Raw genomic sequence first — 25,349 nt, 5'->3', positions numbered from 1 at the left:
CGGTCCGCGCGGGCCGTGACGGCGCCTGCCGCCCTTCTGGCCGGGGTAGCCGTGCTGACCGGGGCCACCCTGCTGCCCGCCACGGCCGCGGCGCAGGACTTCGAGCGGCGCCTGCCCAAGGCCCCGCCGCTCCCCGCCACGCCCGAAGTGCCCGTGCCGCCCGAAACCCCGCCGCCGCCTGCGGACGCCACGCCGATCCTGCCGCTGTTGCGCGGGCTGGTCTTCGTCGATGGACCGGGCGCGCTGCAACCTGCCGGGATCGCCCCGGAGGGTGCGGAAAGCGGCATTTCCGTGCGCGGCCTGCCGCTGCTGGCCGGTCCGGCCTTCGATGCGGCGGTGCGCCCCTACCTCGGCCGACCGCTGACCCGCGCCGATCTCGACGCCGTGGTCCGCATCGTCCAGGACACCTACCGCGCCACCGAGCATCCTTTCGTGGACGTCAGCGTGCCGCCGCAGAACGTGCAGAGCGGCGTGGTGCAGGTGGTCGTCACCGAATACCGCGTCGGCGCCATCGAAGTGACCGGCAACCGCCATTTCTCCACCCGGTTGATCCGCGGCATGAGCGACCTCGATCCGGGGGAAGTGCTCACCCTGCCGCGCCTGCGCGAGGCGCTGGACGATTACAACCAGAACTCCTTCCTCACCGTGGACGGGGTGCTGCGGCCCGGACGGGGCACCGGCACGACCGACCTGGTGCTGGAAGCGCATGACCGGCTGCCGCTGCGCGTCTATGGCGGTTATGACAACCAGGGCGTCGCCACGCTCGGCAGGGACGAATGGTTTGTCGGTTTCAACTGGGGCAACGTGCTGGGCACCGGGCAGATCCTGTCCTACCAGTTCACCCGCAGCTTCGAGGGCCGCTATACCTCGCATTCGGCCAGCGACGTCATTCCGCTCTCTCCGAACGACAAGCTGCTGGTGTTCGGCGCCTATGCTACCCAGAAGCCGAAGATCGCCGACCTGTTCGACAGCAAGGGCCATTCCGGGCAGGTCAGCGCCCGCTTCGTCCACGACCTGCCGCGCAGCGGCGCGCTCAGGAGCAGCATGCAGCTGGGCATCGACTACAAGCGGGCGGACAATAACCTGGAGTTCCTGGGCTTCCGCGTGCTCGACACGGCGGTGGAGGTTTTCCAGTTCCCGGTGGTCTTCACCGGCACCGTGGACGATCGGCTGGGCCAGACGGTGATCGAGAACCAGATGGTGTTCTCGCCCGGCGGGGTGACCCGCTACAACCACGATGCCGATCTCCAGCAACTGGTGCCTTATGCCAAGGCGACTTACGCCTATGACCGCATTTCCGTTACCCGCACCACCTGGCTGCCCTACCGCATGAGCTGGGTGCTGCGCGGCATGGCGCAGTTCGCCACCAGCAACCTGCCCTATAGCGAGCAACTGGCGGCAGGCGGCCTTGGCAGCGTGCGCGGGTACGATCCCAATACGGCGCTGGGCAGTGAGGGCTTCCTGCTCAAGACCGAACTCAATGCGCCGGCCTTCTCGGTGATTTCCGGCAGCGGCGCGCTGACAGACCAGATGCAGCTTGGCCTCTTCGTCGATTACGGCAAGGTCTGGCAGCAGCGCCGCCTGCCGGATTCGCCCAAGAATGCCGAACTGGTGAGCGTGGGCGGCAAAGTCCACTATACGCTCGGCCGCTACCTCGACCTGGAAGTGGACCTGGGCCGCCAGCTGCAGAAGGCGCCCTTCGCGCGGGACCGCGATACCCGGCTGGCAGTGATGGCCACCGTGGGGTTCTAACTTCAGGCGCGTTTCTACAGGCTTCTACCGATGGCCGGCGGCAGTGGTTCTGCCGATGATCCTGCAGGATTTTATGGTCCGACAGGGAGTCATGCGCCGATGAGACTGAGCCCCCGCGCGTTCTCGATCGCCGCCGTGGCGGCCCTTGCCTTGCCCGCGCCCGGCGCCCTGGCGCAGGAGGCGGGCGATCCCGCTCCAGCGCCTCCAGCGCCCGTCCCCGCGCCGCCCGCGCCTTCCGCCGAGCCCGTCGGTCCCGCCGACCCTTCGCAAGCACCACCGGTGAAGAAGGAATCGAAATTTCACCGCAACTTCTTCGACGAGACCGACGGCAAGCTCGATTTCTCCAACTTCCTGGCAAAGGGCGGGTTCTTCCCGATGCCGGTCATCATCACCGAGCCGGCGGTGGACGGCGGCTTCGGCGTGGTCGCGCAGTTCATCACCGTGAACAAGGACGATCCCAAGCGCACCACGCGCCGGATGCTGGGGGCGGTGAAGACCGGCAACGGCTCCTATGGCTACGGCTATTTCCAGTCCGGGTCGGCTTTCGATGACAGGGTCAGCTACAAGTTCGGCGTGGGCCGCGGCAAAGTGACGCTGAAGGCCTATCCGGACATCCTGCCGTCCGGCCTCGAATATACCAACAAGTACGATTATGGCGCGCTCGCCTCGGTGCGGCTGCACCTGGCGGATTCGCGCTTCTCGCTCGGCCCGCTGTTCGATTTCCGCAAGCTGCACTCGCGCATAGACCTCGACATCGAGGATCTGCCCGAGCGCTTCTCCGACTTCGAGCGCAAGCTCAAGACCGGCGCGCTCGGGTTTGGGGTCCATTTCGACAGCCGCGACAATGCCATGACCCCCACCGAGGGCTTGAACATCTACGCCGAAGGCAAGTTCAACGACGGCGCTTTCGGCAGCGACCGGGACTTCCAGATCTACGACGTGCACGGCTATGGCTTCCACAAGCTCTCGCCGGAATGGCGGTTGGGGGCGAAAGTGGAAGTCGATGCGATCCGGGGGCACTATCCGGTCTACTTCGCGTCCTCGATCAACTTGCGGGGCATCGAGGCGCGGCGCTACCAGGGCGAGACGGCCGTGAGCACGGAACTGGAAATCACCCGCCAGATCAGCCCCCGCTGGGCGCTGCTGGGCTTTGCGGGGCTGGGCTTCACCGATGCAGGCGGGGCGCGGATCTTCGACGATTCCGGCGCAAAGATCGCCGGCGGGGGCGGCTTCCGCTATCGCATCGCCCGCAAGCTGGGGCTCGATGCCGGTATCGACGTGGCCTATGGTCCCTCGGGCGCGGTGTTCTACCTCCAGTTCGGCCATGCCTGGGCATTCAACCTGGATTGAACGGGGCCGGCTCGGCTTCCTGTTCGGGTAGCGATTCGCGCCGAATGCGGCCGCGCGCCCTTCGGACAGTCTCGCTCCAGTCGCAGCACGCCGGATAGCGGGCACAAAAAATGGATGGGAGCGCGGGCTCCCATCCATCCTTTGGTCCGATCGATCGCGAAGGGTCAGTCGACCGCCATCGCCGCCGCGGCGAGCTTTTCCAGATCGATGTATTGTTCCTTTTCAACGGATACACCGACGCCGTAGATCCTGCCGTTCTTGAACTCGCCCGGCGAGCTGTATTCCTCGCTGACCGCGTCGCCACTGTCGCGTCCGACGCAGAGACCGTCGCCGGACAGCGTGAACTTGCCGAGCTGGGTCTTCATGTCGCCCGAGTCCACGGCCTGCTCGTTGACGTAGAGCGTGGTCTTGCCCAGCGACTCTCCGTTCTCGCCCGCCTTCTCGCGGATGAACTCCATGCCCAGCGAATACTTGCCGGGGGTGAGCTTGTCCGAGATGAACTTCTGCTCGGGCTTGATGCCCAGGAAGTTGTAGACGTAGTGCAGCTTGCCGTCCTTGATGAACAGCGAGTGCCCGCCGAAGCGTGAACCATGGGCGAAGATCACGCCTTCGGTGCTGTCGGTCACTTCGACATCGGCGATGATCTTGTAGTTGCGCCCACGCACGTTCACGGCAACGCCTTCCGGTACGGGCGCGGTGCCCGGATAGTAGACGTAGCGTTCACGCGGCGCTTCGGTGGTTGGGCGTTCCATCCCGAGCAGTTCGGCCGCGCTGCGGTCGTCGAGCGGGAGGACGTTGTTGGCCTCTGCTTCCTCGAACCAGGCCTTGATCAGCGCGTCCAGCTTTTCCGGATGCTCCTTGGCGAGGTTGATCGATTCCGAGCGGTCCTTCTCGACATGGTAGAGTTCCCACTCGTCCTTGTCGAAATTGCCCTTGCCGGTCAGCGGCGCATGGATGGCGGCGGCCTTCCAGCCGTCTTCCCACATGCCACGGGTGCCGAGCATGGCGTAGTACTGGCGCTTCTTGCGGGTCGGTCCGTCCGCCTCGAAGCTGTACTTCATCGACACGCCGGAAATCGGGTGCTGCTTCACGCCGCGGAAAGTCTCGGGCATCTCGATGCCGATGCAGTCCAGGATGGTCGGCACCAGGTCCACCGCGTGGTGGTACTGGTTGCGCACTTCGCCCTTGGCCTTGATGCCCTTCGGCCAGGAGATGATCATCGGGCAGGCGGTGCCGCCGGCATATTCCGAATAGCGCTTGAACATCTTGTACGGCGCCGAGAAGGCCGCTGCCCAGCCGGTGGGATAGTGGTTGTAGGTTTCCGGCCCGCCCAGCACGTCGAGATACTTGAGGTTCTCCTCGAGCGAGTCGGGATAGTTGTTGAAGAACTTGTTCTCGTTGACCGAACCGTTGGGACCGCCTTCGCCCGATGCGCCGTTGTCTGCGCAGTAGAGGACGATGGTGTTTTCAAGCTGGCCGCTCTGTTCGAGGTAGTCGATCAGCCTGCCGATCTGAGCATCGGTATATTCCGACATGCCGGCGTAGACTTCGGCCATGCGCGAGAAGAGGCGCTTTTCCTTGTCGTTGAGTTCGTCCCACGGGCGGACGTAGTCGGCCGGATTGGCCTGGTCCTTGGGGATCGGATTGAAGTCTTCCAGCTTGGTGTCGGCGGGCAGCAGGCCCTTCTCGATCATCCGGGGGACAACCCACTTGCGATAGGCGTCGTAGCCGTCGTCGAACTTACCCTTGTACTTGTCGGCATATTCCTTGGGGGAATGGTGCGGGGCGTGATTGGCGCCGGGGCAGAGCCACATGAACCAGGGCTTGGAGGGGTTGCTGGCCTTCTGGTCGCGGATCATCTGCATGGCCTGGTCGGCCAGATCCTTGGACAGGTGGTAGCCGTCCTCGGGCAGATAGGGCTGGTCGATGAAATGGTTGTCCTCGGTCAGGTCGGGATACCAGTTGTTGGTCTCGCCGCCGAGGAAGCCGTAGAAGCGGTCGAAGCCCTGCTGGAGCGGCCATTCCGAGCGTGGCCCGCCCGAGCAGATGTCCTGCTCAGGGATGTTGTGCTCCTTGCCCAGCCAGAAGGTGCTGTAGCCGTTTTCCTGGAGCATGTAGCCGACCGACATGCAGTCATGCGGCAGGCGGCCGCTCCAGCCGGGGAAGCCGTTGGCGCCCTCGGTAATACAGGACATGGCGTTCAGGTGATGGTTGCGCCCCGTCAGGAAGCAGGAGCGGGTGGGCGAGCACAGCGCGGTGGTGTGCCACTGCGTGTAGGTCAGCCCGTTGTCGGCCAGCTTCTGCAGCGTGGGCATGTTGATGGCGCCACCATAAGGCTGCCACGCGGCCTGGCCGGTATCGTCGTAGAGCACGATCAGAACGTTCGGTGCCCCTTCCGGCGCCTTGGGCGGCAGGAATGGCTCCCAGTCCGCCTTCGAATCCCTGATATCGAGCTTGATGACGCCTTTGAATTCCTTCTGGGCCACAGCCAGTCTCCTTCACGTGGGGTCGCTAATCATGCCGCGCTGCCGCGCTTTGCCGGGCGGGCGCGAAACGCGCCCCGACAGGAACATGTGACGCGCCGGATCGGCAGTTCGGCGGCTCCATCGGCGCGTCACCCTTTAACGGGTACCTGATCCCCATTCCTGCGCCATCGGGACTCTCCCGAGGCAACCCCCGGCGAATCCCTGACATGGTGCGCAACCTGCTTGCAGCCTCATCACTGCCTGCGGCGTCACGCCGCATCCCGCCTGCGGCCTCGGGAAAGTCCCCGGGCAAAGACAAGGGAATCGCCGATAGCCTGCGCCGCTTCGGTGGCGGAGCCTTCGCCGGCAGGGCCGTTGGGCCTGTCGCAGGAGAATCGCGCGATGAGAATCCCGTTATGTCTGGCCGGCGTGCTGCTGGCGGCATCGGCCTCCGGTGCCGCGCAGGCGCAGGAGCAAGACGCGGCCTCCGAAGGCCAGGCGCTGGCGGACCAGTTGGCAAACCCTGTTTCCAGCCTGATCTCGGTGCCGTTCCAGTCCAACTACGACTGCTGCTACGGTCCTAACGACGCGGATCGCTATACCCTGAACATCCAGCCGGTGATTCCGCTGGGCATCTCGCAGGACTGGAACCTGATCACCCGCACGATCGTGCCGATCATCAGCCAGGAGAGCACCGTGCGCGGCGGCAAGGGCGACACCGGCCTGGGCGATACGGTGCAGAGCTTCTTCCTTTCGCCCAAGGTGGCGAAAAACGGCGTGGTCTGGGGCGTCGGCCCGGCCATTCTCTGGCCCACCGGCAATTCCACCTTCGGTTCGGACAAGTTCGGAGCCGGGCCCACTGCGGTGCTTCTCAAGCAGGGTGGGGGGATGACTTACGGGTTTCTCGCCAATCACATCTGGTCTTTCGCGGGCAAGTCTTCCGCGCCGGGGATCAGCCAGACCTTCCTTCAGCCTTTCATCACCAAGACCCTGCCCGATTCCACCAGCTTCGGCCTCAACACCGAGACGAGCTACGACTGGAAGTCGAAGGACTGGGTCGTGCCGATAAACCTTTCGGTCAGCCATGTCGTGAAGTTCGGCAAGCAGCCGGTCAGCCTGGGCGTGGGCGCGCGTTACTATGCGGAGCGGCCGCGGTTCGGCCCGGAATGGGGCGCGCGTTTCGTCATGACCCTGCTGTTCCCCGAATAGGCGGATCAATCCCGCGCGAACTCGGCATTAATCCCGATGGGGCGGCTGGCGGCGCGGGCAGATAGTCATAGCCGCCCGTCGGGCGACCTTAGAGGAGAGACTATATGGCACGTTCCGGCTCAATCGGCCCGACACGGAAGGCGGCGCTCATGGCGACCGCGATGGCATTGGCGGGGATAGGGGCGCTATGCGGGCCGGTGGCGCCTTCCGCCCGGGCGCAGGCCGCTTCCGCGGATGCCGCCTCCAGCCCCATCGACCCCGCCGCCATGCAGGCCATGGACCGCATGAGCGCCTTCCTGCTGACTCTCGGCAGCTTCCGCGTCACGGCGGACGCCACCACCGAGCAGGTTCTGGTCACCGGCCAGAAGATCCAGTTCGGCGGCAAGGTGAACATCCTGGCGAAGCGGCCCAATGCCTTCAAGATCGTCACGGATTCCGACACCCAGCTTCGCGAGATGTACTACGACGGCAAGACCTTCACGATCTTCGCCCCGCGCGTGGGCTTCTACGCGGACTTCCCGGCGGCCTCCTCGATCGGCCTGACCATCGACAAGGCCAAGCGCGATTACGGCATCGAGCTGCCCCTGGCCGACTTCTTCACTTGGGGCACCGACCAGACCCTGCGTTCGCGCGTGAAGGAGGCCATGGTCGTGCGGCCCGAGACGATCGGTGACCGCAAGTGCATGCACTATGCCTTCCGCCAGGAGAAAGTGGACTGGCAGATCTGGATCGAGGACGGCGCCCGGCCGCTGCCCTGCAAGCTGGTGATCACCAACAAGGACGATCCCGCCATGCCGCAATATGTCGCCGTATTGCACTGGGACACGCAAGTGACGCCGGGCACGGCCGATCTGGCCTTCACCCCGCCGGCGAACGCACATCGTATCACCATGGCGGACGTCAATACCGCCGCAACCAAGGGAGAAGGGCAGTGAGCCTGATCGTCTCCGCGCCTCTGGCGCTCGTGGCAGGACTCGCATTGGGGCTGGACGGGGTCTCGGCCGCGTCGCTGGCAGGACCGGACATGCTGCCGGCATCGGTCGTGTCGGGAAGCGAGGCGCAGCTTGCGCCGGGTGGCGGCCAGCGCCGCCCCGCAGGCGGCGGTGCCCACGCGCGGCCTGCCGGCGGCCGCCCGGCCGTGCGCGGCGGCGCCTCCAGCAACATCAACCACAGCGCCGATCGCAACGTGAACCGGAACGTCAATCGCAACGTGAACCGCAATGTCGATGTCAACGTCCACGGCGACTATCACGGCGGCGGCTATCACCATGACGACTGGGACGATTGGGACGATCACTGGCACCCGGTGGCGACGATGGCCGTTGCCGCCACGACCGCGGCGGTGGTGGGCTCCATCGTCCGCAGCGTGCCGCCCAGCTGCACCACGACCATCGTCAACGGCGTCAGCTACTCCCAATGCGGCAGCACCTGGTATCAGCCGCAGTATTCGGGATCGTCCGTCCAGTACGTCGTGGTCAATCCTCCGCGCTGAGGGGACCGGCGCGCCGGCGCTCGTCGGCGCGCAGGCGCTGGACGCAAGGGAAAGGCGGCGGACCGATCCGGTCCGCCGCCTTTCTCATTGCCGGAAATGCGATCAGAACGAGGCCTGGAGCTGCACCGCCGGGCCATGGAGCTTGTAGCGCACGCGGCCGTCCCAGCGCTCCTTGTCGATCCCCAGGCGGTAGTCGACATAGCGATAGGCGACGCCCAGCTGGAGGTTCTTCGCCACCGCGTAGTTGGCGCCGACCTGGGCGTTGAGCAGGCGGCCGTCGTAGTCGTCGACCTTGAGCGAAAGCCAGTCGAACCGGCCGTTCAGCTCCACGCGCGGGGCTACCTTGTACGTCACGAAGGCGCCGATCGTGGGGAGCGGTGCCAGCACGTTGCGGCGGCGGACTTCGCTCTGGCCAGTCACGCCGCCCACGGTGCCCACGCCGCTGAGCGACATCTCGAAGCGGGTGACGTGCGCGCCGATCGCGGCGCCCAGTTCCACCGTGGAGTTCTGCACGAAGGCATAGCCCACGGTGAGGCGGTAGATCTCGCTGTCGAAACCGCTGCGCACCTGGGCAGTGGCGGGATAGACGACGCCGTCGAACGAGATGTCGCGCGCCAGGCCGATCTGGCCATTGCGGTTGAGCTTGTAGAAGTCTGCGCCCACGATCACCCGGCCGAAGCGTGCGCCGGCCGTGAAGGAGGGCAGGATCTCGTCCTTGTCGAGCGCCAGGTCCTTTTCGAAATCGATGTCCGTGCCGATGTCCGCTTGGGTCTTGGTGGCCACGCGCACGTCGGTATCGACTTTGGGGAAGAACGCCATGGCGCTGACCCAGTACTTGTTGTCCAGCGTCTGGGCCGAGGCGGGGGCGTGGAGCCCCAGGGCGGCGCAGGCCGACGCCAGCAGGGCGATCCGCCGTCTGTTGCGGGCGGTCCGCATCCGCTCAGGCGCGCTTTCTCCGGAACCTCGGCGGAGTGTCGGAACCACGTCGGAAATCTGGGCTTCCATGGTCTGCTCCTGTCAGAGGCGGCCTGGTATCGATGGCAGGCGGCCCAAGGTGAATGAGGTCTTCGAAAAGGCGGGGAGAACCCGCGTGACGGGCTCTCAATTCGTGGTTTTCCCGAAGGATATGCCTGCAAGGATATGGGCGCCGCCGAGTCCCGCGTATCCGGGCCAATCCCGAGGCAGGCATCAGGGAAACCCCTACTCCTGCACGGCGGGACCCGAGCCGCTACCGCCGCCTCGATCCCGGCCCGGACGCGGAGCCCGATCCTAGCGCGACACGGGCTGCACGGCCGGTGGGGTGCGCCAGCGATCGAAACCGGCGCGTGACTGTTCGCGCATCGACTGACTAAGCAGCTTCATCGGCAGCTGCGATTCCCGAATTCCTCCCGAAGCCGGCCTGTCGATGTCCATGATCAGCATGAGCGACATGACCACCAGCAGGTTCATTACGCAGGACAAGTAGAAACTCGCCTGGGTGCGGATGATGTAGCCGATGATGAAGGCAGCGATCAGCACGTAGATGATGAGCATCCAGAACACTTCCTCCGGCACATGCGCCATCCGACCCGTCTTGCGGGAGGTGTCGAGGTCGATCACCGCGTTGATGGAAGAGACGAAGGTGCTGGAAACGTCGTACTGCTTGATGCTGTCGAAGCCGGCCAGGGTAGCGGACCAGATGTCGTTGATGATCTGGTCGTTCTCTCCCAGCTGGCGCTGCTGCTGCTCGGGCGAGGGGCCTTCGGCCAGAGCGATGCGATTGTCGGTATAGCGGGTCAGAAGGGCGCTCAGGCGCGCGCGATGGGGGTCAGGCAGGATCTGCGTCTGGAGATAGGCCGTGCCGATGGCGTTGGCTTCTTCCAGCACCAGGCCGCGGCGGGTTTCGAAGCGGTCCACCGCCAGTGCGAAGGTGAAGCCCAGCAGCAGCGCAAGGAGGCCGAGTACGGCCGGCACGATCGCGCCGTTGACGTCGTCATCGGGATGGTCGGTATCGGCAGCGGCCGCGCCGGGCGCCTTGGGATCACCGCTTACCGTGGTGGCGCTGCGGCGCTTGCCGTCGACCCGGGTTCCCAGCCTCATTCCCACCCAGGTCAGGCCAATCACGATAACGAAAAGCACCAATCCCAGGATGACGACGGGGATGGAGGCGAGCGGACTGGATATGAGCATGATGACAGGCTCCGTTCAAAGCGTGGATGCGGCGTCGAGGCTACGGGGCGGTGCGGGCCTCGCCGGGAGGGCGGGACCGTCGCTCAGACCAGGCGGTTGGCGATGGCGATGAAAAGGAACAGTCCGGCGATCGACATCACGAAGGCCACCAGCAGAACCGATCGGGTAAGTCTGAAAGGCTCCATCCGCGCCACTTCGCGCAGGGTAACCCAGTAGCTGGCCGTTCCCAGCAGCATGGCGCCGGTACCGGCCGCCGCCAGGAACATGCCTACGTGCTGGGGGCTATCGGCGCGGGAAATCTGATCGCTGTCGGCCAGACCCTGGAGGAATTTGTAGATCGTGAAACCGAAGCTGAGCATGGACAGCGACGTGCGGATCCACGCCATCAATGTGCGATCCGCCGCCAGGATAGTGCGCGTCGCCCCCAGGTCTTTCGGGAAGTCGGGCTTGGCTGCGCGGACAGGTTCCTTGGTGGCCATCGAAAATTCTCCCGTGCAAGGCCCGCTCAGTGGGCCGCGGTTCCCAATGTCGCTGCGCGTGCCTCAGCCGTTTCGACAGCCGCTTCGGCCCTGCGCTCGGCCCGCTCACGAAGCGAATCCATGTCGCGGTCGAGGAAGTAGTTCAGGAAAGTCCTGAGAACGGCGATGGCAGCCAGCTTGCCGATGTCGTCCCAGTTGGGCGCGATCGTGGTTTCCACGATGTCTGCGGCAAGCTGGAACGTCAGCCCGGCCACCAGCCAGCGCCCGAGCGAAAGCCAGACCGGGCGCAGTTCCTCTTCCGAGCCGTTGAACAGCAGCAGGCGCGACAGGCCGATGGCGCCCTGGATCGAACCGAAGGCGATGGCCAGCATCGCCAGCAGGTTGACCGCCAACGCCAGATACTCGGCAATAGTATGCAGAACCTCTTCCATCGACAGGCCCTTTCCGTTCGAACCTCCGGAGGATGTTCCGTTCGGGCGCCCTTTGCCCATCGGGAAAATCCCCGGCAAAAGCGGCGGCGGCTCCCCGAGAACCCACGCCGTGAGCACTTGCGAACAGGGATACCAGTGAGTATCTGAAAGGTGGGAAGGGAGCGCGCCCATTCGCGCCAACCGCTCGCAGGAGAGCCCATGAAGCACCAGATCAACCGCGTCCGCCACGAACTGCACCGCCGCACGCTCGTGGTCAGCCGGGTCGAGAACGTCACGCCGAACATGTTGCGGCTTACCCTGAGCGGGGACGAGCTGGCCGGTTTCACCAGCCTCGCGCCTGACGATCATATCAAGGTCTTCGTGCCCGAAGGAGAAAACGGCGAAACCGCCATGCGCGACTACACGCCGCGCCGCTACGACGCGGAAAACAACGCGTTGATCGTGGACTTCGCGATTCACGAGGCAGGGCCGGTCACCGCCTGGGCTTCGGGCGCGAAAGTGGGCGACGAGGCGCGCATCGGCGGTCCGCGCGGTTCGCTGGTGGTGCCGCAGGACTTCGACTGGTGGCTGCTGGTGGGAGACGAGACCGCACTRCCCGCCATCGGCCGCCGGATCGAGGAACTGGCGCCCGGAACCCCCGTCACCAGCCTCGTCGCCGTGACAGGCGCGGAAGAAGAGCAGGTATTCGCAACCGCCGCCCAGCACGAGGCGATCTGGGTGCACCGCCCGGCCGCGCAGGCCATCGATGCCGAACCGCTGCTGGAAGCCCTGCGCCAGTTCGTGCCGCCCGCGGGGGACGGTTTCATCTGGATCGCCGCGGAAGGCGCCGTGACGCGGGCGCTGCGCACTTATGTGCTGGAAGAACTGGGCCATGTGCCGCAGTGGCTCAAGGCCAGCGGTTACTGGGTGAAGGGTGCGGCGGACACGACGGAGAAGTTCGAAAGCTGATCCCGGGGCGCCGCTGCGGGCAAGGCGCGGCGCTCTTTTGAATACCGATTAGTATCCCGAAGCGGGCCGCGCAGACGGCCCGCTTCGGCAAGAAACGCCAGGCCGTCCGAACGAGGCGGACCGACAGGAGAAGTGGGCATATGACGCGGCTGACGCGGAGTGAAAGCCAGGCGCTCACGCGTCTGCGGCTGCTGAAATCGGCGCGCGAGCTGTTCCGGCGCGACGGCTATGCCGTGACCTCGGTAGACCGCATCGCCGAAGCGGCGGGCTACAGCAAGGGCGCGGTCTATTCCAATTTCGAGGGCAAGGAGGCGATCTTCCTGGCCGTGCTGGAATCGGAAAGCGAGGAGAACCTCCGGGAATTGCTGGCACGGCTGGAAAAGGCCGAGGAAACGGCGGAAATCGTGACCATTCTGGCAGACTGGGCCGATGAGCGCTCGCGGTTCGGGGGATGGTCGCTGACCATTCTGGAACATGCCCGCGTGGCCCAGGGCAAGGACTCGCTGCGCCGGCAGGAAGAGATCGTGCGCGGGCAGTGGCGCAAGCTCGGCAGCTATCTGCTCGGCCGCTTCCCGGGGTGCCGGGCCGCGCCGGAGCAGCTTGGCGCGCTGCTGTTCGAGATCGCCTTCGCCCCGGCCCTGACCTTCGTGTCCGCACCCCGCGCCGGAGACCTCGTGCGGCTGGCGCTGCCGCCCCTGCTTCCCGGCTGAAGCCCCTGCTCCACCACGAAAGTTTCCCGCAAGGGTTGTAATCGGGAAACCGCCCGGTATCCTGAATCCCGTCGCGTCCGGATGGCCGGGCGCGGCGGAGATTGCCGCCATGATCGCTGCCCAGGCGCCGCTTCGCGCCCCGATGAGACGCGTCCCCAAGGCGCGAACGTCGCCCAGGTCTCCGCAGACCTGCGAGCGCGCTCCGCCCGGCGCCTGACGCGCAAGCTCCCCGATACCGACAACCAAAACCGCTCCGCGGCCGTTACCCTGATGACGGCCGAGGCTTCGGCGCGCCTGCAGGCGTGCCCGCCGCCCATCCAACCGATCTGGCCGACCGATCTCTGGCCGACAGATCACGACAAGGAACCGCCATGCCCGCCCCGACCTCGTCCGCTCCCAGTTCTTCAGGCCTGACTTCCTCCGGCCCCCTCGACCAGCCCGTCACCCTGCACGTCTGGAAGGAGAAGTACCGGCACGCCGATGAGCAGAGCCCGTCCGACACCTTCCGGCGCGTGGTGGCGGGCGTCTATGCCCGGGACGATGCCACCCATGCGGCCGAGGCGCTGGCGGCGCTGGAGGCGCGCGACTGGGTGCCCGGCGGCCGCATCTTCGCGGGCGCGGGCACCGGCAAGCGGGTGACCTGGATCAACTGCTTCGTCAGTCCGATCATCCAGGATTCGATGGATACCGAGCCGGACCTGCCGGGCGTGGGCATCATGGACGCCTTGAAAGTGGCCGCCTTCACCCAGCAGCAGGGCGGCGGCATCGGTATGGACTTCGGCACGATCCGCCCCGACGGCGCGGTGGTGGGCCGCACGGCCTCGGTCTCCTCGGGCGTGATCCCGTTCATGGTCATGTGGGACGGCATGTGCGTGACGATCCGCAGCAGCGGATCGCGGCGCGGCGCGATGATGGCCATGCTGCCGGTCTGGCACCCGGACGTGATCGCCTTCGTGGAAGCCAAGACGCGCAAGGACGTGCTGAAGAACTTCAACGTCTCGGTGGCGATCACTGACGATTTCATGGCCGCGCTGGAAGCCGATGCGGACTGGGACCTGGGCTTCTCCGTGCCCCGCGCGGACGGCAGCCATGTCGCCGTCACCGAGCGCGACGGCAAGCCATGGTACGTCTATCGCCGCATGCGCGCGGCGGAACTGTTCGACCTCATCACCCGCACGACTTACGAATATGCCGAGCCGGGCGTGGTCTTCGTGGACCGGGTGAACCGGCTCAACAACCTTTCCTACTGCGAGACGATCTCGGCCACCAACCCTTGCGGCGAGCAGCCCCTGCCGCCCAACGGCGATTGCGATCTGGGCCACGTCAACCTGGCCAACATGGTGCTCGATCCCTTCACTGCCGCTGCGCGGGTGGACTGGGAGCGGCTGGCCACCACCGTGCGGATCGGCGTGCGCTTCCTCGACAACGTGCTGGAAACCTCGCCCTTCCCCACCGAGGACCAGCGGCTGGAGGCGCAGGCCAAGCGCCGCATCGGGCTGGGCTTCACCGGCCTGGGCAATCTGCTCCAGCAGCTGGGCCTGCGCTATGGCGAGGCTGCCGTGCCGATGGTGGAGGAAGTCTGCGCGGCGATGGCGGCAGAAGCCTATCGCGCCTCGATCGCGCTGGCGAAGGAGCGCGGGCCGTTCCCCGCCTATGACCGGGACCAGTTCGCCCGTGCGCCGATGCTGGACAAGCTCCCCGCGGACATCCGCGCCGACGTGGCCAGCCACGGGATCCGCAACGGCGTGCTGCTCACCATCGCGCCCACCGGCACCACCAGCATCTTCTACGGCAATGTCAGCTCCGGCATCGAGCCGAGCTTCTCCTGGCGCTACAACCGCGCCGTCGTGGTGGAGCAGACCGCCACCGAGCAGCGCACGGAAAGCTTCACCGTCGAGGACTACGGCTGGTACCTCTACAGCCGCCTGCCGGGCTTCGATCCGGCCGCGCCGCTGCCGCCCTACATGGTGACCGCGCTGGAACTCTCGGTGGAGGATCATATCGCCGTGGCCGCCGCCGCGCAGAAATGGGTGGACGCGGCGATCTCCAAGACGATCAACTGCCCGGCAGACATGCCCTACGCGGCGTTTCGCGCGGTCTACCTGAAGGCCTGGGAGACCGGCATGAAGGGATGCACCACGTACCGGCCCAGCGGCGTGCGCGGTTCCGTGCTGTCAGAGCCGGTGGCGGAACAGGTGAAGGAAACGGCCGGGGAAACGGCCAAGCCTGCAGCGCCGGCGCCGACTTTCCCCAGCGAGGCGCCGGTGCCCAGGCGCCCGGAAATGCTTCAGGGCCGCACGATCAAGATCAAGTGGCCGGTCGATGGCGAGAACTACTACCTCACCATCAACGATTACCTCGCGCCGGACGGCCGCCGCATTCCCTTCGAAATCTTCATCAACACCAGTTCGGCCGAGAATTTCGAGACGATGGCGGCGCTTACCCGCACCCTCTCGGCGGTCTGCCGCCGGGGCGACGCGGTGTTCATCTTCGAGGAACTGGAGCGCGTCCATTCGGCCAAGGGCGGGGCTTTCGTGGCTCTGGAGCACGATACAAAGGGGCGCTACGCCCCCAGCCTGATCGCGCTGATCGGCCGCATCCTGCGCGAACATGCGGAAGGCCCGGTCGGGGCGCCTGCAGCGGCGAACGACACGGGGGTTGCCGGAGAGACCTGTCCCAACTGCGGCGAGCACTCCGCGATCATGATGGAGGGCTGCCTCACCTGCCCGCAATGCGGCTTCAGCAAATGCGGGTGAGGCCCTAGGTCTCGTCCGTATCGATGGCCCGGCTGAGCCGGCGCCGGAACAGCAGGGTCAGCGCGGTAGCGACGGCCACAAGCGCGAAGACAGCGAGCGCGACGTGGCCGAAGCGCCGGAGGTGGCCGAAAGCCAGCTCCACGACCTGTCCGAAGCTGTAGCCGATCCCGGCGATCACCACGCCCCATACCGCCGCCGCCAGCGCGTTGAGCGCCACGAAGCGGCGGGCGGGGATGTTCGAGGTGCCGATGGCGATGGGGCTGATCGTGCGCAAGCCGTAGAGGAAGCGGAAGGCCAGGATGAAGCCGGTGGGATAGCGCTCCAGCAGCTTGAGCACGCGGGCGAATGCCTTCCGTTCGGTGACTTTGCGCACCAGCCTGTGCATGCGGAAGCGGCGGCCGAGCAGGAAGAAGAACTGGTCCGCCACGAAAGAGCCGATGGCGGCGGCGGCCATGACGCCCGAAAGCGGCATCAGGCCCTGGTGCGCGATGAGACCGCCGGACATGACCACCGTCTCGCCTTCCACCGCCGCGCCCAGCGCCACGGCGGGAAGGCCGAACCGGGCGATCAGCGCCGCTATGGACATTGCGGGTATGTGCCCTACCGGACGCGCGCCGGGGCGGCGTCCATCGGGGGCGTGCTAGTCAGAGCTTGTCTTCCACCACCCGCAGGCGTGCACCCGCGCCGACGGCGATGGAGGCGCCGTCGGGATATTCGACCACGCCGTCCGGACGAAGCATGGCGAATTCCACCGTATCCATGCTGCCGTTGATGGTGATCGGCGTGATCGTGGACATCGGCACCGTATCGCCCTTCACCTTGAAGGTGTCGATCCGCCAGGCCAGGACCTGGTCCATCTCGGCCGAATCCGTGCGCTCACGGCCCTTGCGGGTCTCGGTGGAGAGGTAATAGCCTTCGGTTGCCGGCACGCATGCCGTTGAAATAAGCTCGTGATCTACCACGCCGTTTCGTCCTAGTGTGCCCCCGCGGGCGTTCCCGGCGCTTTGCACGGGATCGACCACGCAGGCCTATCCTAGCCGCGCTTACGGCATCCTTACAGGGAGTTTTTCACAGGTATTTTCATTAGGGCAACACTTGCCGGGCCAAGCCTGTCTGCGGACTCCGTTGCCGCCGGGGCACCGTCGGCGCTCTCGATGCCTTCGGCGCGGGCGGCGCCATATTGCGCTTCCCACGCGGCCAGATCGCTGCGGTATTGCTCATAGCTGTCGAAGAAGGCGCGGAACGGGGCCTCGGCACTGGCCAGGGCAGAGGGCGCGAAGCCTTCGAGCTGGGCGGGGGTCACGGCTTGAAGTGTGCCCGTCAGCTCCAGCGCGGCGCGGCAAAGCGAGGGCACCACCGGCGGCAGCGCGAAGAAGTTGTAGACCTGCGTCTGGTAGGCCTCGCGTTCGCGAATGGCCTTGGCGCCGAAGCGGGCGCGAAATTCCTTGTCGAGCGTCTTGTTGGTGGCCGCCAGGGACTTGGCGTACTTCTTCTGGAACTCGGTGTACCCCGCCAGGATCGGCGCACCATCGGCCCCGGTGCAGTTGAGCGCCGCCACGTTGTAGGCGGAGCGCAAGTTCCAGATCGCCTGCGCCGGGGAGAGCGCGCTGTTGACGGTATGGCGCGCGCCGTCGGCGGCGCGGGTGGGAATGGCCATGCTGGGAGAGGCGCCCATCGGCGGCATCGGGCGCGGCGGCACCACCACCACGGGCGGCGGCGGGGGCGGCGGCACTTCGGCCACTTTCGGCGCACTGCAGCCCGCCAACAGCGCGGCCAGCGCCGTGCCGGCCGCGGCGGCGAGAATTGCAGTCTTGCGGGAAACCGCTGCGGTCATCGTCCTGTCCATTCCATCACCCCGTCCATTGGTCTCATGCCGAATTGTCACGCCTTGCGCCGCCGCCGCCGTCCCAGCAGCCGCGATCCGAGCAAGGTCAGCCCCATTGCCGTGGCCGCCAGGGCCAGTCCGCCCAGCAGCAGCTTGCCCTCGTCGATGGCCAGCGCCGCGCCCAGCGGTCCGGCGGCGAGGTAGCCGGGGGCGAACATCAGCGGCACCCAGAGGCAGGCCGAAGCGACGTTGGCGATCTGGAAAGGCCGCCGGGGCATGGCCAGAACGCCGGCCACCAGCGGCACCGTCGCGCGGATCGGGCCGAGGAAGCGGCCCATGAAGATCGCCGCGAAGCCGTATTTGCGGAAGAACAGCCGGGTGCGCGCCACGGCCGGACGGTGGCGGTTCAGCGGCCAGCGGCGATAGACGCGCGGGCCGATGCGGTTGCCGAAGGCGTAGGAGACCCAGTCCCCCAGGATCGATCCTGCCACGGCCCAGAGGAAGATAGGCCAGGCTTCCAGCGCATCGGCGCCGATGAGGCCGCCGATCGCCAGCATGACGGCGGTGGCCGGCACGAACAGGCCGACGATAGCCAGCGACTCCCCGAAGCAGAGCACACCTACCACCGGCCCGGCCCAGATGCCGTGGGTCGATACGAAGGCGCTGGCCTGGGCGATCATGCCTTCCATGGCAGGGTCAGGCCCCGCCCGGATCAGGGCGCGTGCCGAAACCGCGGGGAGAACGTCCACCGGAGACAAGTTTCGGCGCTACGCTCACGCGGCGCGGCTCAGGGCTTCGGCGGGGCACGGTTCGGCAGAGCGGGGGTCGGCGGGGCAAGTGTCGGCCGGGGAGAGGCTGCGCCCGAGAACGTCCATGTAGCAGGCCAGCACCTGGTGCGAGGCGGCGTCCCAGTCGTAGGCCTTGCTCGCCTCGCGCGCGAAAGCGCCCATCCGGGCACGGCGGCGGCTGTCGTTCACCAGCAGGCGCAGGGCATCCAGAGCGCCCTCCTCGTCGCCGGGGGCGTAGAGCAGGCCGGAGCCGCCCTCCAGCAGGTTGCGCCCGCTCGGCATGTCGACGCAGACGGTGGGCAGGCCCGAGGCCATGGCCTCCAGCGTGACGTTGCCGAAAGCCTCGGTCGTGCTGGGATTGAGGAACAAGTCGGCGCTGGCCACGGCGCGGCCTAGCTCTGCGCCCATGAGGTGGCCGGCGAAACGGGCCTGGGGCAGCTTCTGCTCCAGCCAGGCGCGCTCGGGGCCGTCTCCCACGATCAGCGGGCGGACCGGCAGGCCCTCCGCGATCAGGCGGCGGCAGAGCGCGACGAAGGCGGCCAGGCCCTTTTCGCGCACCAGGCGGCCGAAATGGAGCACGGCCACTTCGCCTTCGGCCACGCCCATCGCGCGGCGCCAGGCCAGGTCGCGGGCATGCGGCGTGAAATGCGTGCGGTCCACCCCGCGCCCCCAGAGCCGCGTGCGGCCGGCCAGCCCGGCCTCGGCAAATTCCGCGGCGATGGCGGGGGTGGGCACCAGGATGCGATCCGAATTGCGGTAGAAGCGCGCCAGGTGCCGCTCCATCGCCGGGCGCACGAGGCCCGCGCCGTAGAAGGCGGCATAAGTCTCGAAGCGGGTGTGCAGGCTGGAGACGACCGGGATGCCGGCCTGCCGCGCCAGGCGCTGGGCAGCGGTGCCGGTCCAGTCGGGCGCGGAGACATGGACGATCTCCGGCGCGAACTCGGCCAGATTGGCGCGGATGCGGCGCGGCAGGCCCAGGCCCAGCCGATAGTCGCCGCGCCCCGGGATCCTCACCGAAGGGACCGATATCAGCGTTCCTTCCGGCGCGAAGGCGGGGGCAGGCGCCGTCGGCGAATAGACGCGCACGGTGCAGCCGCGCCGCTCCAGATAGCCGACCAGCCGGTTGAGCGCCTGGTTCGCGCCGTCGCGGACGTAGTTGTAGTTTCCCGAAAAGAGCGCGACGCGCGGGCGCCGGCTGGAAGCGGGCGCGCGGGGGGGAAGGGGGCGTGGCAGGGACGGGCGTTCTTCGGGCGCGATTTCGACTTGCGGCTTCATGTCCTGGTTTCGATTTGCGGCGCGGTCCGTTCCGCCCGCCGCTCGGCGCCGCGCTATTCCGCCTTGGCTTACCGCAACCTTACAGCCTGCCGGTGCGTGGGAGGATGTGCGAAGGGGCGCATGTCTGTTGCGCGCTGGTTCCATCCCCGCGATAGATGGGGGGATGACTGGCACTCCGATCACTCCCGCCCCGCGGCTCCCCGAAGGCGCGCCATGCGGCTGCTGATCGTCGAGGATAATGCCGAGCTGGCCGAGCTGATCGGCATGCACCTTCGCGACGGGGGCTTCGGCAACGATATCGTCGCCACCGCGGAAGAGGCGCGCATCCTGGTGGAGGCGGGCAACCACGCCGCGCTGCTTCTCGACCTTGGGCTGCCCGACCAGGACGGCATCGCCCTGCTCCGCTCGCTGCGGGCTGCCGGCCATTACCTGCCGGTGCTGGTGCTGACCGCGCGTTCGGCCATTGCCGACCGGGTGGCCGGGCTCAATGCCGGGGCCGACGATTACCTGCCCAAGCCCTTTGCCGCGGAGGAACTGATCGCCCGCGTGGCCGCGCTGCTGCGCCGCTCCATGGGCGAGAACGGCAGCGAGATCGCCTGCGGCCGCTTGCGCTACGACGTGGCCTCGCAGACGGTGCGGGTGGGGCGGAACGGAGAGGTTTCCAGCATCGTCCTGGCCCCGCGCGAGGTCCAGTTGCTCGACCTGCTGATGCGCCAGCGAGACAAGGTGGTGCGCAAGACCCAGATCGAATCCGTGTTCTTCGGCCTTGGCGAGGAATTCTCCTCCAATGCCGCCGAAGTCAGCGTGCACCGGCTGCGCAAGCGGCTGACGGCGCTGGAGGCGGGGGTGGAGATCGTGACGGTGCGCGGCCTGGGCTACCTGCTGCGCGCCGCGCCGGAAGCGTTGCCTGTGGGGCTGCCGGAAGCGGCACCTGAAGTCTCGTCCCCGGATCCGGCCACCCATCCGGCCCCCGATCCGGCGCCCTGATGCCCACCCATTCGATCCTGCGCCGCATCCTGTTGCTCCATGCCGCGGCCACGCTGGTCACGGCGGTCCTGGCGGCCTGGGGCGCGATGCTGCTGATCGACAGTACGGGGGACCGGCTGCAACGCCAGATCCTGGACGAATATGCCCAGAAGATGCAGCACGGGCTCCACCGGCAGGGGGGCGGCTGGACGATCTCGGAGGAAACCGCCTCGGCCCTGCGCGGCGGCGGCTCCAGCTTCAGTTTCTGGATCGAGGACGAGGGACGGCCCGTCGCCATCGAAAACTTGCGCTCTGACCCTTCGCTGTCAGTGCCGATGCGGGCGGGCGCCGCCTATTTCAAGCGGGTGCGCGGGCCGCGGATCTATTCCGGCGTCTCCATGCCGCTGATGGGCGAGCGGGGCAGCTGGCTGGTGATCGTGCAGAACCTCGACCATCCGGACGTGATCTTCGACGACCTGCGCGCCGATATCGCGGTGGTGGGCGGGGTGCTGCTGGCGGTGTTCCTGGTGGGGCTGCTGGCGGTGGACGCCTATATCGTGCGTCAGTCGCTGGCGCCGCTCAAGCGGGCTTCGCGGCAAGTGGGGCAAGTCTCGCCCTATCAGCTCCAGCAGCGGGTGGACACGGCGGGCATGCCCGAGGAAGTCGTGCCGCTGCTCCAGGCGATCAATGCCGCGCTCGACAGGGTCGAGGAAGCCTACCGCATCGAACGCGATTTCGCGGCGGATGCGGCCCATGAACTGCGCACCCCGCTGGCGATCCTGCGCTTGTTGGTGGAGCAGGACGGAGCGCCCGAGGCGGTGCCCCGGCTGCAACGGCAGATCGACGCGCTGGAGGCCATGGTGGAGCGGCTGCTGCTGCTGGCGGAAGTGGACGCCATGGCCTGCGACCCCGGCGAAGTGACGGATCTGCGCGTTTTGGCGGAAGAACGCGTGGCGGGAATTGCGCCGCTGTTCATCGCCCGCGGGCAGGAGATCGAGATCGTCGGCGCCGAAAGCGTGCCCGTCTTCGCCGCGCACCACCTGGCCGCGCGTGCGCTCGATTCCCTGCTGGAAAACGCCATGAAGCACACGCCGGCCGGAACGCATGTGGTGGTGACCGTGGACCCCGCCGCCGAAATCCGCGTGGCCGATGACGGACCGGGCCTGCCGCCCGTCGCCGCCGGTGACGAACTCTTCGCGCGCTTCTCCTCGGCGCGGCGCGACTTCAAGAGCGGGTCGGGGCTGGGGCTGGCCATCGCCAGCGAACTCATGGCGCGGACCGGCGGCAATCTGGAGGCCGCCGAAAACCGCCCGCGCGGCACCGTGTTCCGCATGCGCTTCCACCCGGTGCCGACGGCGGCGCGCGGCGCGCGGCGGGGCTGAGAGGGATCAGGACTGCGCAAGGGGTCGCAGGAGCGACGGACGTGCGCGGAACCACCGCGCACGCCGTCCTGCATGATGGCCGTCAGGGTTCCTGACGGGCTCCGTCGGCCTTGGCCAGGATCAGCGAGAAATCGCCTTGCGGGTCGGTCCAGTGCTCCAGTTCGCGCCAACCGCTGGCGGCCAGCAGTACGCGCATTTCCCCGGGGCGGTACTTGTGGCAATTCTCGGTGTGGATGGTTTCGCCGCCTTCCATGCGGAAGGGCTGGCCGTCCACCTCGAAGCGGATCGCGCGGCGGGCTTCCAGATGCATCTCGACACGGCTGGCCAGCGGATTCCAGCGCGAGACATGGCGGAATTCCCCGACCGGGATCGAGCCGCCCAGCTCGCGGTTGATGCGCTGGAGCAAGTTGAGGTTGAACAGGGCCGTCACCCCCTGCGCATCGTCATAGGCGGCGGTGAGCCGCTGCGGGTCCTTCACCCGGTCGATTCCGATCAGCAGGTGGGCATTCGTGCCCAGCGTCTCGCGCATGGAGCGCAGCAGGTCCACGGCGGCTTCCGGGGTGAGATTGCCGATGGTCGATCCGGGGAAGAAGCCCAGCATGCTGCGCGCCTCGCCATCCTGCCGCAGCGGCAGGTGGACGGGGTTCATGAAGTTCGCTTCCACCGGCACGATGCGCAGGGCGGGGAACAGGCCCTGGAGCGCGGCGCAGGCCTCGTCCAGGAATTCGCCGCAGATGTCGATCGGCACATATGTCGCACGCGGCATGGATTTCAGCAGGATGCGCGTCTTGATCGAGCTGCCCGATCCGAATTCCACCACCGTGGCATCGCTGCCGATGCGCTCCGACACGGCGGGGCAATGGGCCTGGAGCAGCGCGGTTTCGGTGCGGGTGGGGTAGTATTCGGGGACCTGGGTGATCGCTTCGAACAGTTGCGATCCGCGCATGTCGTAGAACCAGCGCGCGGGCACCGCTTTTTGCGTTTGCGCAAGACCGCGCAGCACGTCGGCGCGGAAGGCGGGGTCTGCCTCGGGCGCTCTGGCAAGGGGACGGACAGTCGGATTCTCGTCGTTCCTGGGGGCCGTGAAATACATGTCAGAGGCTCCTTGCGAGGCGAAGTCCGGTGAACTGCCAGCGCTGGTGGGGGTGGAAGAAGTTGCGGTAGGAAGGACGGACATGGCCGCGCGGGGTGGCGCAGCTGCCGCCGCGCAGCACGAACTGGCTGGACATGAACTTGCCGTTGTATTCGCCCACGGCGCCCGCCGCCGGACGATAGCCGGGCCAGGGGCGATAGGCCGAACCGGTCCATTCCCAGACATTGCCGTAGAGCGAGGCGAAACCGTCCACTTCCTCTTCCGCACGGGGCGCTGCAGGCCCCGCCCGGTCCAGTTGCAGGCCGCCAAGAGGATCGCGCCCACGCGCGGCGGCTTCCCATTCGTGCTCGGTGGGCAGGCGGGCGCCGGCCCATGTCGCGAAAGCATCGGCTTCGTAGAAGGAGATATGCGTCACCGGGGCTTCGGGATCGACGTCCTGCCAGCCCGCCAGCGTGAACTGTTCCCACTGCCGTCCGCCGCCGCGCCAGTAGAGCGGCGCTGAGACGGTTTCGAGGCCCCCTGCGGCGCCGCGCACCCAGTCCCAGCCATCCGACAGCCAGAGCGCGGCCGTGCCGTAGCCCTGGTCGGCGATGAACTCGATCCACTCGCCATTGGTCACCGGGCGGTTGGCCAGGGCATGGGGGGCGAGCCAGGCGGGGTGGCGGGGCAGTTCGTTGTCGAACGCGAAGCGCTCGTCCGGGCCGGCCCCGATCTCCGCCAGCCCCTCCGGCCCTTCGATCCAGCGCAGTGGGGCGCTGCGGGCCGGCGTGGCGGGCGGCGTGGAGGCCGGCGTGGAGGGAGCCGCATAAGCGGGTCCGAGCGGATTGCGCGAAAACAGGTGCTTGATGTCGGTTAGCAGCAGTTCCTGGTGTTGCTGCTCGTGCTGGATGCCCAGTTCCACCAACTCGCCGTGGCGTTCCAGCAGGAGGGGCATGGCCTCCAGCATGGCGGCTTCCACATGGGCGCGATAGTCCAGCACGTCGGCCAGCGTGGGCCGCGTCAGCAGGCCGCGCTCGGGCCGGGCAAGACGGGCGCCTTCGGCTTCGTAATAGCTGTTGAACAGGAAGGGCCAGCGCGGATCGTGAAGGCGATAGCCGGGCACATGGTCGCGCAGGAGGAAAGTCTCGAAGAACCAGGTCGTATGCGCGAGATGCCACTTGGCGGGCGAGGCGTCGGGCATGGACTGGACGGCAGCGTCGGCCTCGTTCAGCCCCTGCAACAGATCGCGGCTGAGATGGCGGGTTCGCTGGAATCTGTCGGCCATATCCCCGGGAGAGAGGGCGGGGCGCACGTCCGCACGGCTCGACTGTTCCTTCATCGTCTCTCCTTCCGCTACCCGCGTGGGCACGCCTCATGTTCGCCAGCGCCGGAAAAGAAGTCCAGCGCTCACGAAACGAAGGTATGTCGTAGGTAGTGCTCGGGAGGCCGCGAGGTTCCGAGCACCGGAAAAATCCCCATGCGATGCTACCGGCGGTGCCCCGTTACGGCCGGTGCGGTTGGGCGGAGCCGGGGTCGCGGGCGAAAAGCAGGGTGGCGCCCAGCACCACCGCTCCGGCGAGTGCCAGCGGCACGGCCAGGCCGACGCGGAGCAGCAGGGCCGCACCCAGGGCCGCGCCGAGGAAGATCGAGAGCACGGCGGCAAGGCGGCGCGCGAAGTTGGGGGAGACGCGCCCTGCCATGTCGGCGGCGATGCCGGTGATCGTCAGGGTGAGCACGGTGGTCGTCAGGTCCGGCACTTTCAGTGCGCGCACCGTGGCATTGCGCAGCCCCATCGCGAAACCGGTGAGGGCGATGACCGAAAGCACGGCGATCTCCGGTGCCTGTGCGGCTACGTCGATCCGGGTGGAAATCGCCGCGGCGACCCACAGCAAGCCGGCTTCCACCACGGCCGCGCGGATCAGCCAGCGGCGCAGCGGCAGGTCGGTATGGGCCCGCGCCAGGCGTCCCGCTCCCCAGGCGCCGACCATGAAGGCCAGCAGCGCCAGCACCGCCGGCACGACCTTGAAGCCCGGCGTACCCGCGGCCGCAAAGCCCAGGAACACCACGTTGCCGGTCATGTTGGCAGTGAACACTTTGCCAAGCCCGAGCACCGAAGCGGCATCGACAAGGCCGGTCGTTGCGGACAGCAGCAGCAGCAGGCGCGGGAGGGACGTCTTGGCGGTGATGGTCGGGCCGGTTGTGGGCGAAGTCATGGCAGGGGGCTCCATCGGGACAGGTGTTATCGAATGCGCCGCCCCGGATGCGATCGGGGCGGACGGG

23 protein-coding genes are annotated in these 25,349 nt (G+C 67.3%); 10 read left to right on the top strand and 13 right to left on the bottom strand.

Annotated elements, in window-relative coordinates; all coding sequences use genetic code 11:
* The first annotated feature begins 15 nt into the window (after window positions 1-15).
* Entirely contained in the window at window positions 16-1,752 is a 1,737-nt protein-coding gene (locus AB4Z00_RS06985) for a ShlB/FhaC/HecB family hemolysin secretion/activation protein (protein ID WP_442045435.1), read from the top strand.
* Window positions 1,753-1,851: 99 nt separating this feature from the next.
* Window positions 1,852-3,102: a hypothetical protein gene (locus AB4Z00_RS06980; RefSeq protein WP_442045434.1), complete on the top strand. Its 1,251-nt coding sequence runs from the start codon at window positions 1,852-1,854 to the stop codon at window positions 3,100-3,102.
* Window positions 3,103-3,266: 164 nt separating this feature from the next.
* Here the strand turns inward: AB4Z00_RS06980 and AB4Z00_RS06975 are convergent, their stop codons facing one another.
* Entirely contained in the window at window positions 3,267-5,588 is a 2,322-nt protein-coding gene (locus AB4Z00_RS06975; RefSeq protein ID WP_134093303.1) for an arylsulfatase, read from the bottom strand.
* A gap of 381 nt (window positions 5,589-5,969) precedes the next feature.
* On the opposite strand from AB4Z00_RS06975, the gene AB4Z00_RS06970 reads away from it, so the two are divergent.
* The 3 genes from AB4Z00_RS06970 to AB4Z00_RS06960 all read left to right on the top strand — a co-directional run bounded on the left by AB4Z00_RS06970 (window position 5,970) and on the right by AB4Z00_RS06960 (window position 8,268).
* Window positions 5,970-6,776 (top strand): hypothetical protein, encoded by an 807-nt coding sequence (locus AB4Z00_RS06970; RefSeq protein WP_132267780.1) that lies wholly within the window; start codon window positions 5,970-5,972, stop codon window positions 6,774-6,776.
* A gap of 104 nt (window positions 6,777-6,880) precedes the next feature.
* Window positions 6,881-7,711 (top strand): DUF2092 domain-containing protein, encoded by an 831-nt coding sequence (locus AB4Z00_RS06965; RefSeq protein WP_442045433.1) that lies wholly within the window; start codon window positions 6,881-6,883, stop codon window positions 7,709-7,711.
* The gene (locus AB4Z00_RS06960; RefSeq protein WP_442045432.1) at window positions 7,708-8,268 is read left to right on the top strand and encodes a hypothetical protein; all 561 of its coding nucleotides are present in this window, start codon (window positions 7,708-7,710) and stop codon (window positions 8,266-8,268) included. The genes AB4Z00_RS06965 and AB4Z00_RS06960 overlap by 4 nt, the downstream gene beginning before the upstream one ends.
* 102 nt (window positions 8,269-8,370) lie before the next feature.
* Here AB4Z00_RS06960 and AB4Z00_RS06955 read toward each other — a convergent pair whose 3' ends face one another.
* From AB4Z00_RS06955 to AB4Z00_RS06940, 4 genes are all read right to left on the bottom strand, one after another.
* The gene (locus AB4Z00_RS06955) at window positions 8,371-9,273 is read right to left on the bottom strand and encodes an outer membrane beta-barrel protein (RefSeq protein WP_442045431.1); all 903 of its coding nucleotides are present in this window, start codon (window positions 9,271-9,273) and stop codon (window positions 8,371-8,373) included.
* Between the two features lie 264 nt (window positions 9,274-9,537).
* Complete coding sequence (locus tag AB4Z00_RS06950; protein ID WP_442045430.1) at window positions 9,538-10,437, bottom strand: bestrophin-like domain; 900 nt, start codon at window positions 10,435-10,437, stop codon at window positions 9,538-9,540.
* An 83-nt stretch (window positions 10,438-10,520) separates the two neighbouring features.
* Complete coding sequence (locus tag AB4Z00_RS06945) at window positions 10,521-10,916, bottom strand: YidH family protein (protein ID WP_442045429.1); 396 nt, start codon at window positions 10,914-10,916, stop codon at window positions 10,521-10,523.
* A 26-nt stretch (window positions 10,917-10,942) separates the two neighbouring features.
* Window positions 10,943-11,347, bottom strand: a complete 405-nt coding sequence (locus tag AB4Z00_RS06940; protein WP_442045428.1) for a DUF1622 domain-containing protein — start codon at window positions 11,345-11,347, stop codon at window positions 10,943-10,945.
* Between the two features lie 198 nt (window positions 11,348-11,545).
* On the opposite strand from AB4Z00_RS06940, the gene AB4Z00_RS06935 reads away from it, so the two are divergent.
* From AB4Z00_RS06935 to AB4Z00_RS06925, 3 genes are all read left to right on the top strand, one after another.
* Window positions 11,546-12,295 carry a siderophore-interacting protein gene (locus tag AB4Z00_RS06935; RefSeq protein ID WP_132267773.1) on the top strand — a complete coding sequence of 250 codons (750 nt, stop codon included), beginning with the start codon at window positions 11,546-11,548 and terminating at the stop codon, window positions 12,293-12,295.
* Window positions 12,296-12,435: 140 nt separating this feature from the next.
* The gene (locus tag AB4Z00_RS06930; RefSeq protein ID WP_132267772.1) at window positions 12,436-13,005 is read left to right on the top strand and encodes a TetR/AcrR family transcriptional regulator; all 570 of its coding nucleotides are present in this window, start codon (window positions 12,436-12,438) and stop codon (window positions 13,003-13,005) included.
* Between the two features lie 371 nt (window positions 13,006-13,376).
* Window positions 13,377-15,761, top strand: a complete 2,385-nt coding sequence (locus AB4Z00_RS06925; RefSeq protein ID WP_442045427.1) for an adenosylcobalamin-dependent ribonucleoside-diphosphate reductase — start codon at window positions 13,377-13,379, stop codon at window positions 15,759-15,761.
* Window positions 15,762-15,765: 4 nt separating this feature from the next.
* On the opposite strand, the gene AB4Z00_RS06920 is transcribed toward AB4Z00_RS06925, so the two are convergent.
* The 5 genes from AB4Z00_RS06920 to AB4Z00_RS06900 all read right to left on the bottom strand — a co-directional run bounded on the left by AB4Z00_RS06920 (window position 15,766) and on the right by AB4Z00_RS06900 (window position 19,649).
* Entirely contained in the window at window positions 15,766-16,347 is a 582-nt protein-coding gene (locus tag AB4Z00_RS06920; protein ID WP_431567912.1) for a DedA family protein, read from the bottom strand.
* Between the two features lie 58 nt (window positions 16,348-16,405).
* The gene (locus AB4Z00_RS06915) at window positions 16,406-16,690 is read right to left on the bottom strand and encodes a hypothetical protein (protein WP_132267766.1); all 285 of its coding nucleotides are present in this window, start codon (window positions 16,688-16,690) and stop codon (window positions 16,406-16,408) included.
* Window positions 16,691-16,815: 125 nt separating this feature from the next.
* Window positions 16,816-17,595: a hypothetical protein gene (locus AB4Z00_RS06910; RefSeq protein WP_442045426.1), complete on the bottom strand. Its 780-nt coding sequence runs from the start codon at window positions 17,593-17,595 to the stop codon at window positions 16,816-16,818.
* Window positions 17,596-17,642: 47 nt separating this feature from the next.
* The gene (locus tag AB4Z00_RS06905) at window positions 17,643-18,335 is read right to left on the bottom strand and encodes a DedA family protein (protein ID WP_243840883.1); all 693 of its coding nucleotides are present in this window, start codon (window positions 18,333-18,335) and stop codon (window positions 17,643-17,645) included.
* A 24-nt stretch (window positions 18,336-18,359) separates the two neighbouring features.
* On the bottom strand, window positions 18,360-19,649 hold the full coding sequence (locus AB4Z00_RS06900; RefSeq protein WP_442045425.1) for a glycosyltransferase family 4 protein: 1,290 nt from the start codon (window positions 19,647-19,649) through the stop codon (window positions 18,360-18,362).
* Between the two features lie 213 nt (window positions 19,650-19,862).
* Between AB4Z00_RS06900 and AB4Z00_RS06895 the strand changes: the two genes are divergently transcribed.
* Window positions 19,863-20,636, top strand: coding sequence for a response regulator (locus tag AB4Z00_RS06895; protein WP_442045424.1), 774 nt, complete (start codon window positions 19,863-19,865; stop codon window positions 20,634-20,636).
* Window positions 20,636-21,997: an ATP-binding protein gene (locus AB4Z00_RS06890; protein WP_134093315.1), complete on the top strand. Its 1,362-nt coding sequence runs from the start codon at window positions 20,636-20,638 to the stop codon at window positions 21,995-21,997. The genes AB4Z00_RS06895 and AB4Z00_RS06890 overlap by 1 nt, the downstream gene beginning before the upstream one ends.
* An 82-nt stretch (window positions 21,998-22,079) precedes the next feature.
* Here AB4Z00_RS06890 and egtD read toward each other — a convergent pair whose 3' ends face one another.
* From egtD to AB4Z00_RS06875, 3 genes are all read right to left on the bottom strand, one after another.
* A complete protein-coding gene (egtD, locus tag AB4Z00_RS06885; protein ID WP_431567917.1) occupies window positions 22,080-23,090 on the bottom strand; it encodes an L-histidine N(alpha)-methyltransferase in 1,011 nt (336 codons plus the stop codon).
* Between the two features lies 1 nt (window position 23,091).
* Window positions 23,092-24,408 (bottom strand): ergothioneine biosynthesis protein EgtB, encoded by a 1,317-nt coding sequence (egtB, locus tag AB4Z00_RS06880; protein WP_442045423.1) that lies wholly within the window; start codon window positions 24,406-24,408, stop codon window positions 23,092-23,094.
* Between the two features lie 163 nt (window positions 24,409-24,571).
* Entirely contained in the window at window positions 24,572-25,282 is a 711-nt protein-coding gene (locus tag AB4Z00_RS06875; protein ID WP_134093318.1) for a YoaK family protein, read from the bottom strand.
* Between the last annotated feature and the right edge of the window lie 67 nt (window positions 25,283-25,349).

This window comes from Novosphingobium sp. YAF33 (assembly GCF_052113265.1).
GTDB lineage: Bacteria > Pseudomonadota > Alphaproteobacteria > Sphingomonadales > Sphingomonadaceae > Novosphingobium.
The sequence above is the reverse complement of the archived record's forward strand: the minus strand, read 5'-3'. Positions and strand labels throughout refer to the sequence as shown.

Coding starts and splice junctions, on each gene's coding strand:
- AB4Z00_RS06910 (WP_442045426.1), bottom strand. CDS start 17,595: ATGACCGCAGCGGTTTCCCGCAAGACTGCAATTCTCGCCGCCGCGGCC.
- AB4Z00_RS06900 (WP_442045425.1), bottom strand. CDS start 19,649: ATGAAGCCGCAAGTCGAAATCGCGCCCGAAGAACGCCCGTCCCTGCCA.
- AB4Z00_RS06965 (WP_442045433.1), top strand. CDS start 6,881: ATGGCACGTTCCGGCTCAATCGGCCCGACACGGAAGGCGGCGCTCATG.
- egtB (WP_442045423.1), bottom strand. CDS start 24,408: ATGAAGGAACAGTCGAGCCGTGCGGACGTGCGCCCCGCCCTCTCTCCC.
- AB4Z00_RS06940 (WP_442045428.1), bottom strand. CDS start 11,347: ATGGAAGAGGTTCTGCATACTATTGCCGAGTATCTGGCGTTGGCGGTC.
- AB4Z00_RS06925 (WP_442045427.1), top strand. CDS start 13,377: ATGCCCGCCCCGACCTCGTCCGCTCCCAGTTCTTCAGGCCTGACTTCC.
- AB4Z00_RS06875 (WP_134093318.1), bottom strand. CDS start 25,282: ATGACTTCGCCCACAACCGGCCCGACCATCACCGCCAAGACGTCCCTC.
- AB4Z00_RS06890 (WP_134093315.1), top strand. CDS start 20,636: ATGCCCACCCATTCGATCCTGCGCCGCATCCTGTTGCTCCATGCCGCG.
- AB4Z00_RS06970 (WP_132267780.1), top strand. CDS start 5,970: ATGAGAATCCCGTTATGTCTGGCCGGCGTGCTGCTGGCGGCATCGGCC.
- AB4Z00_RS06895 (WP_442045424.1), top strand. CDS start 19,863: ATGCGGCTGCTGATCGTCGAGGATAATGCCGAGCTGGCCGAGCTGATC.
- AB4Z00_RS06930 (WP_132267772.1), top strand. CDS start 12,436: ATGACGCGGCTGACGCGGAGTGAAAGCCAGGCGCTCACGCGTCTGCGG.
- egtD (WP_431567917.1), bottom strand. CDS start 23,090: ATGTATTTCACGGCCCCCAGGAACGACGAGAATCCGACTGTCCGTCCC.
- AB4Z00_RS06945 (WP_442045429.1), bottom strand. CDS start 10,916: ATGGCCACCAAGGAACCTGTCCGCGCAGCCAAGCCCGACTTCCCGAAA.
- AB4Z00_RS06920 (WP_431567912.1), bottom strand. CDS start 16,347: ATGTCCATAGCGGCGCTGATCGCCCGGTTCGGCCTTCCCGCCGTGGCG.
- AB4Z00_RS06950 (WP_442045430.1), bottom strand. CDS start 10,437: ATGCTCATATCCAGTCCGCTCGCCTCCATCCCCGTCGTCATCCTGGGA.
- AB4Z00_RS06980 (WP_442045434.1), top strand. CDS start 1,852: ATGAGACTGAGCCCCCGCGCGTTCTCGATCGCCGCCGTGGCGGCCCTT.
- AB4Z00_RS06955 (WP_442045431.1), bottom strand. CDS start 9,273: ATGGAAGCCCAGATTTCCGACGTGGTTCCGACACTCCGCCGAGGTTCC.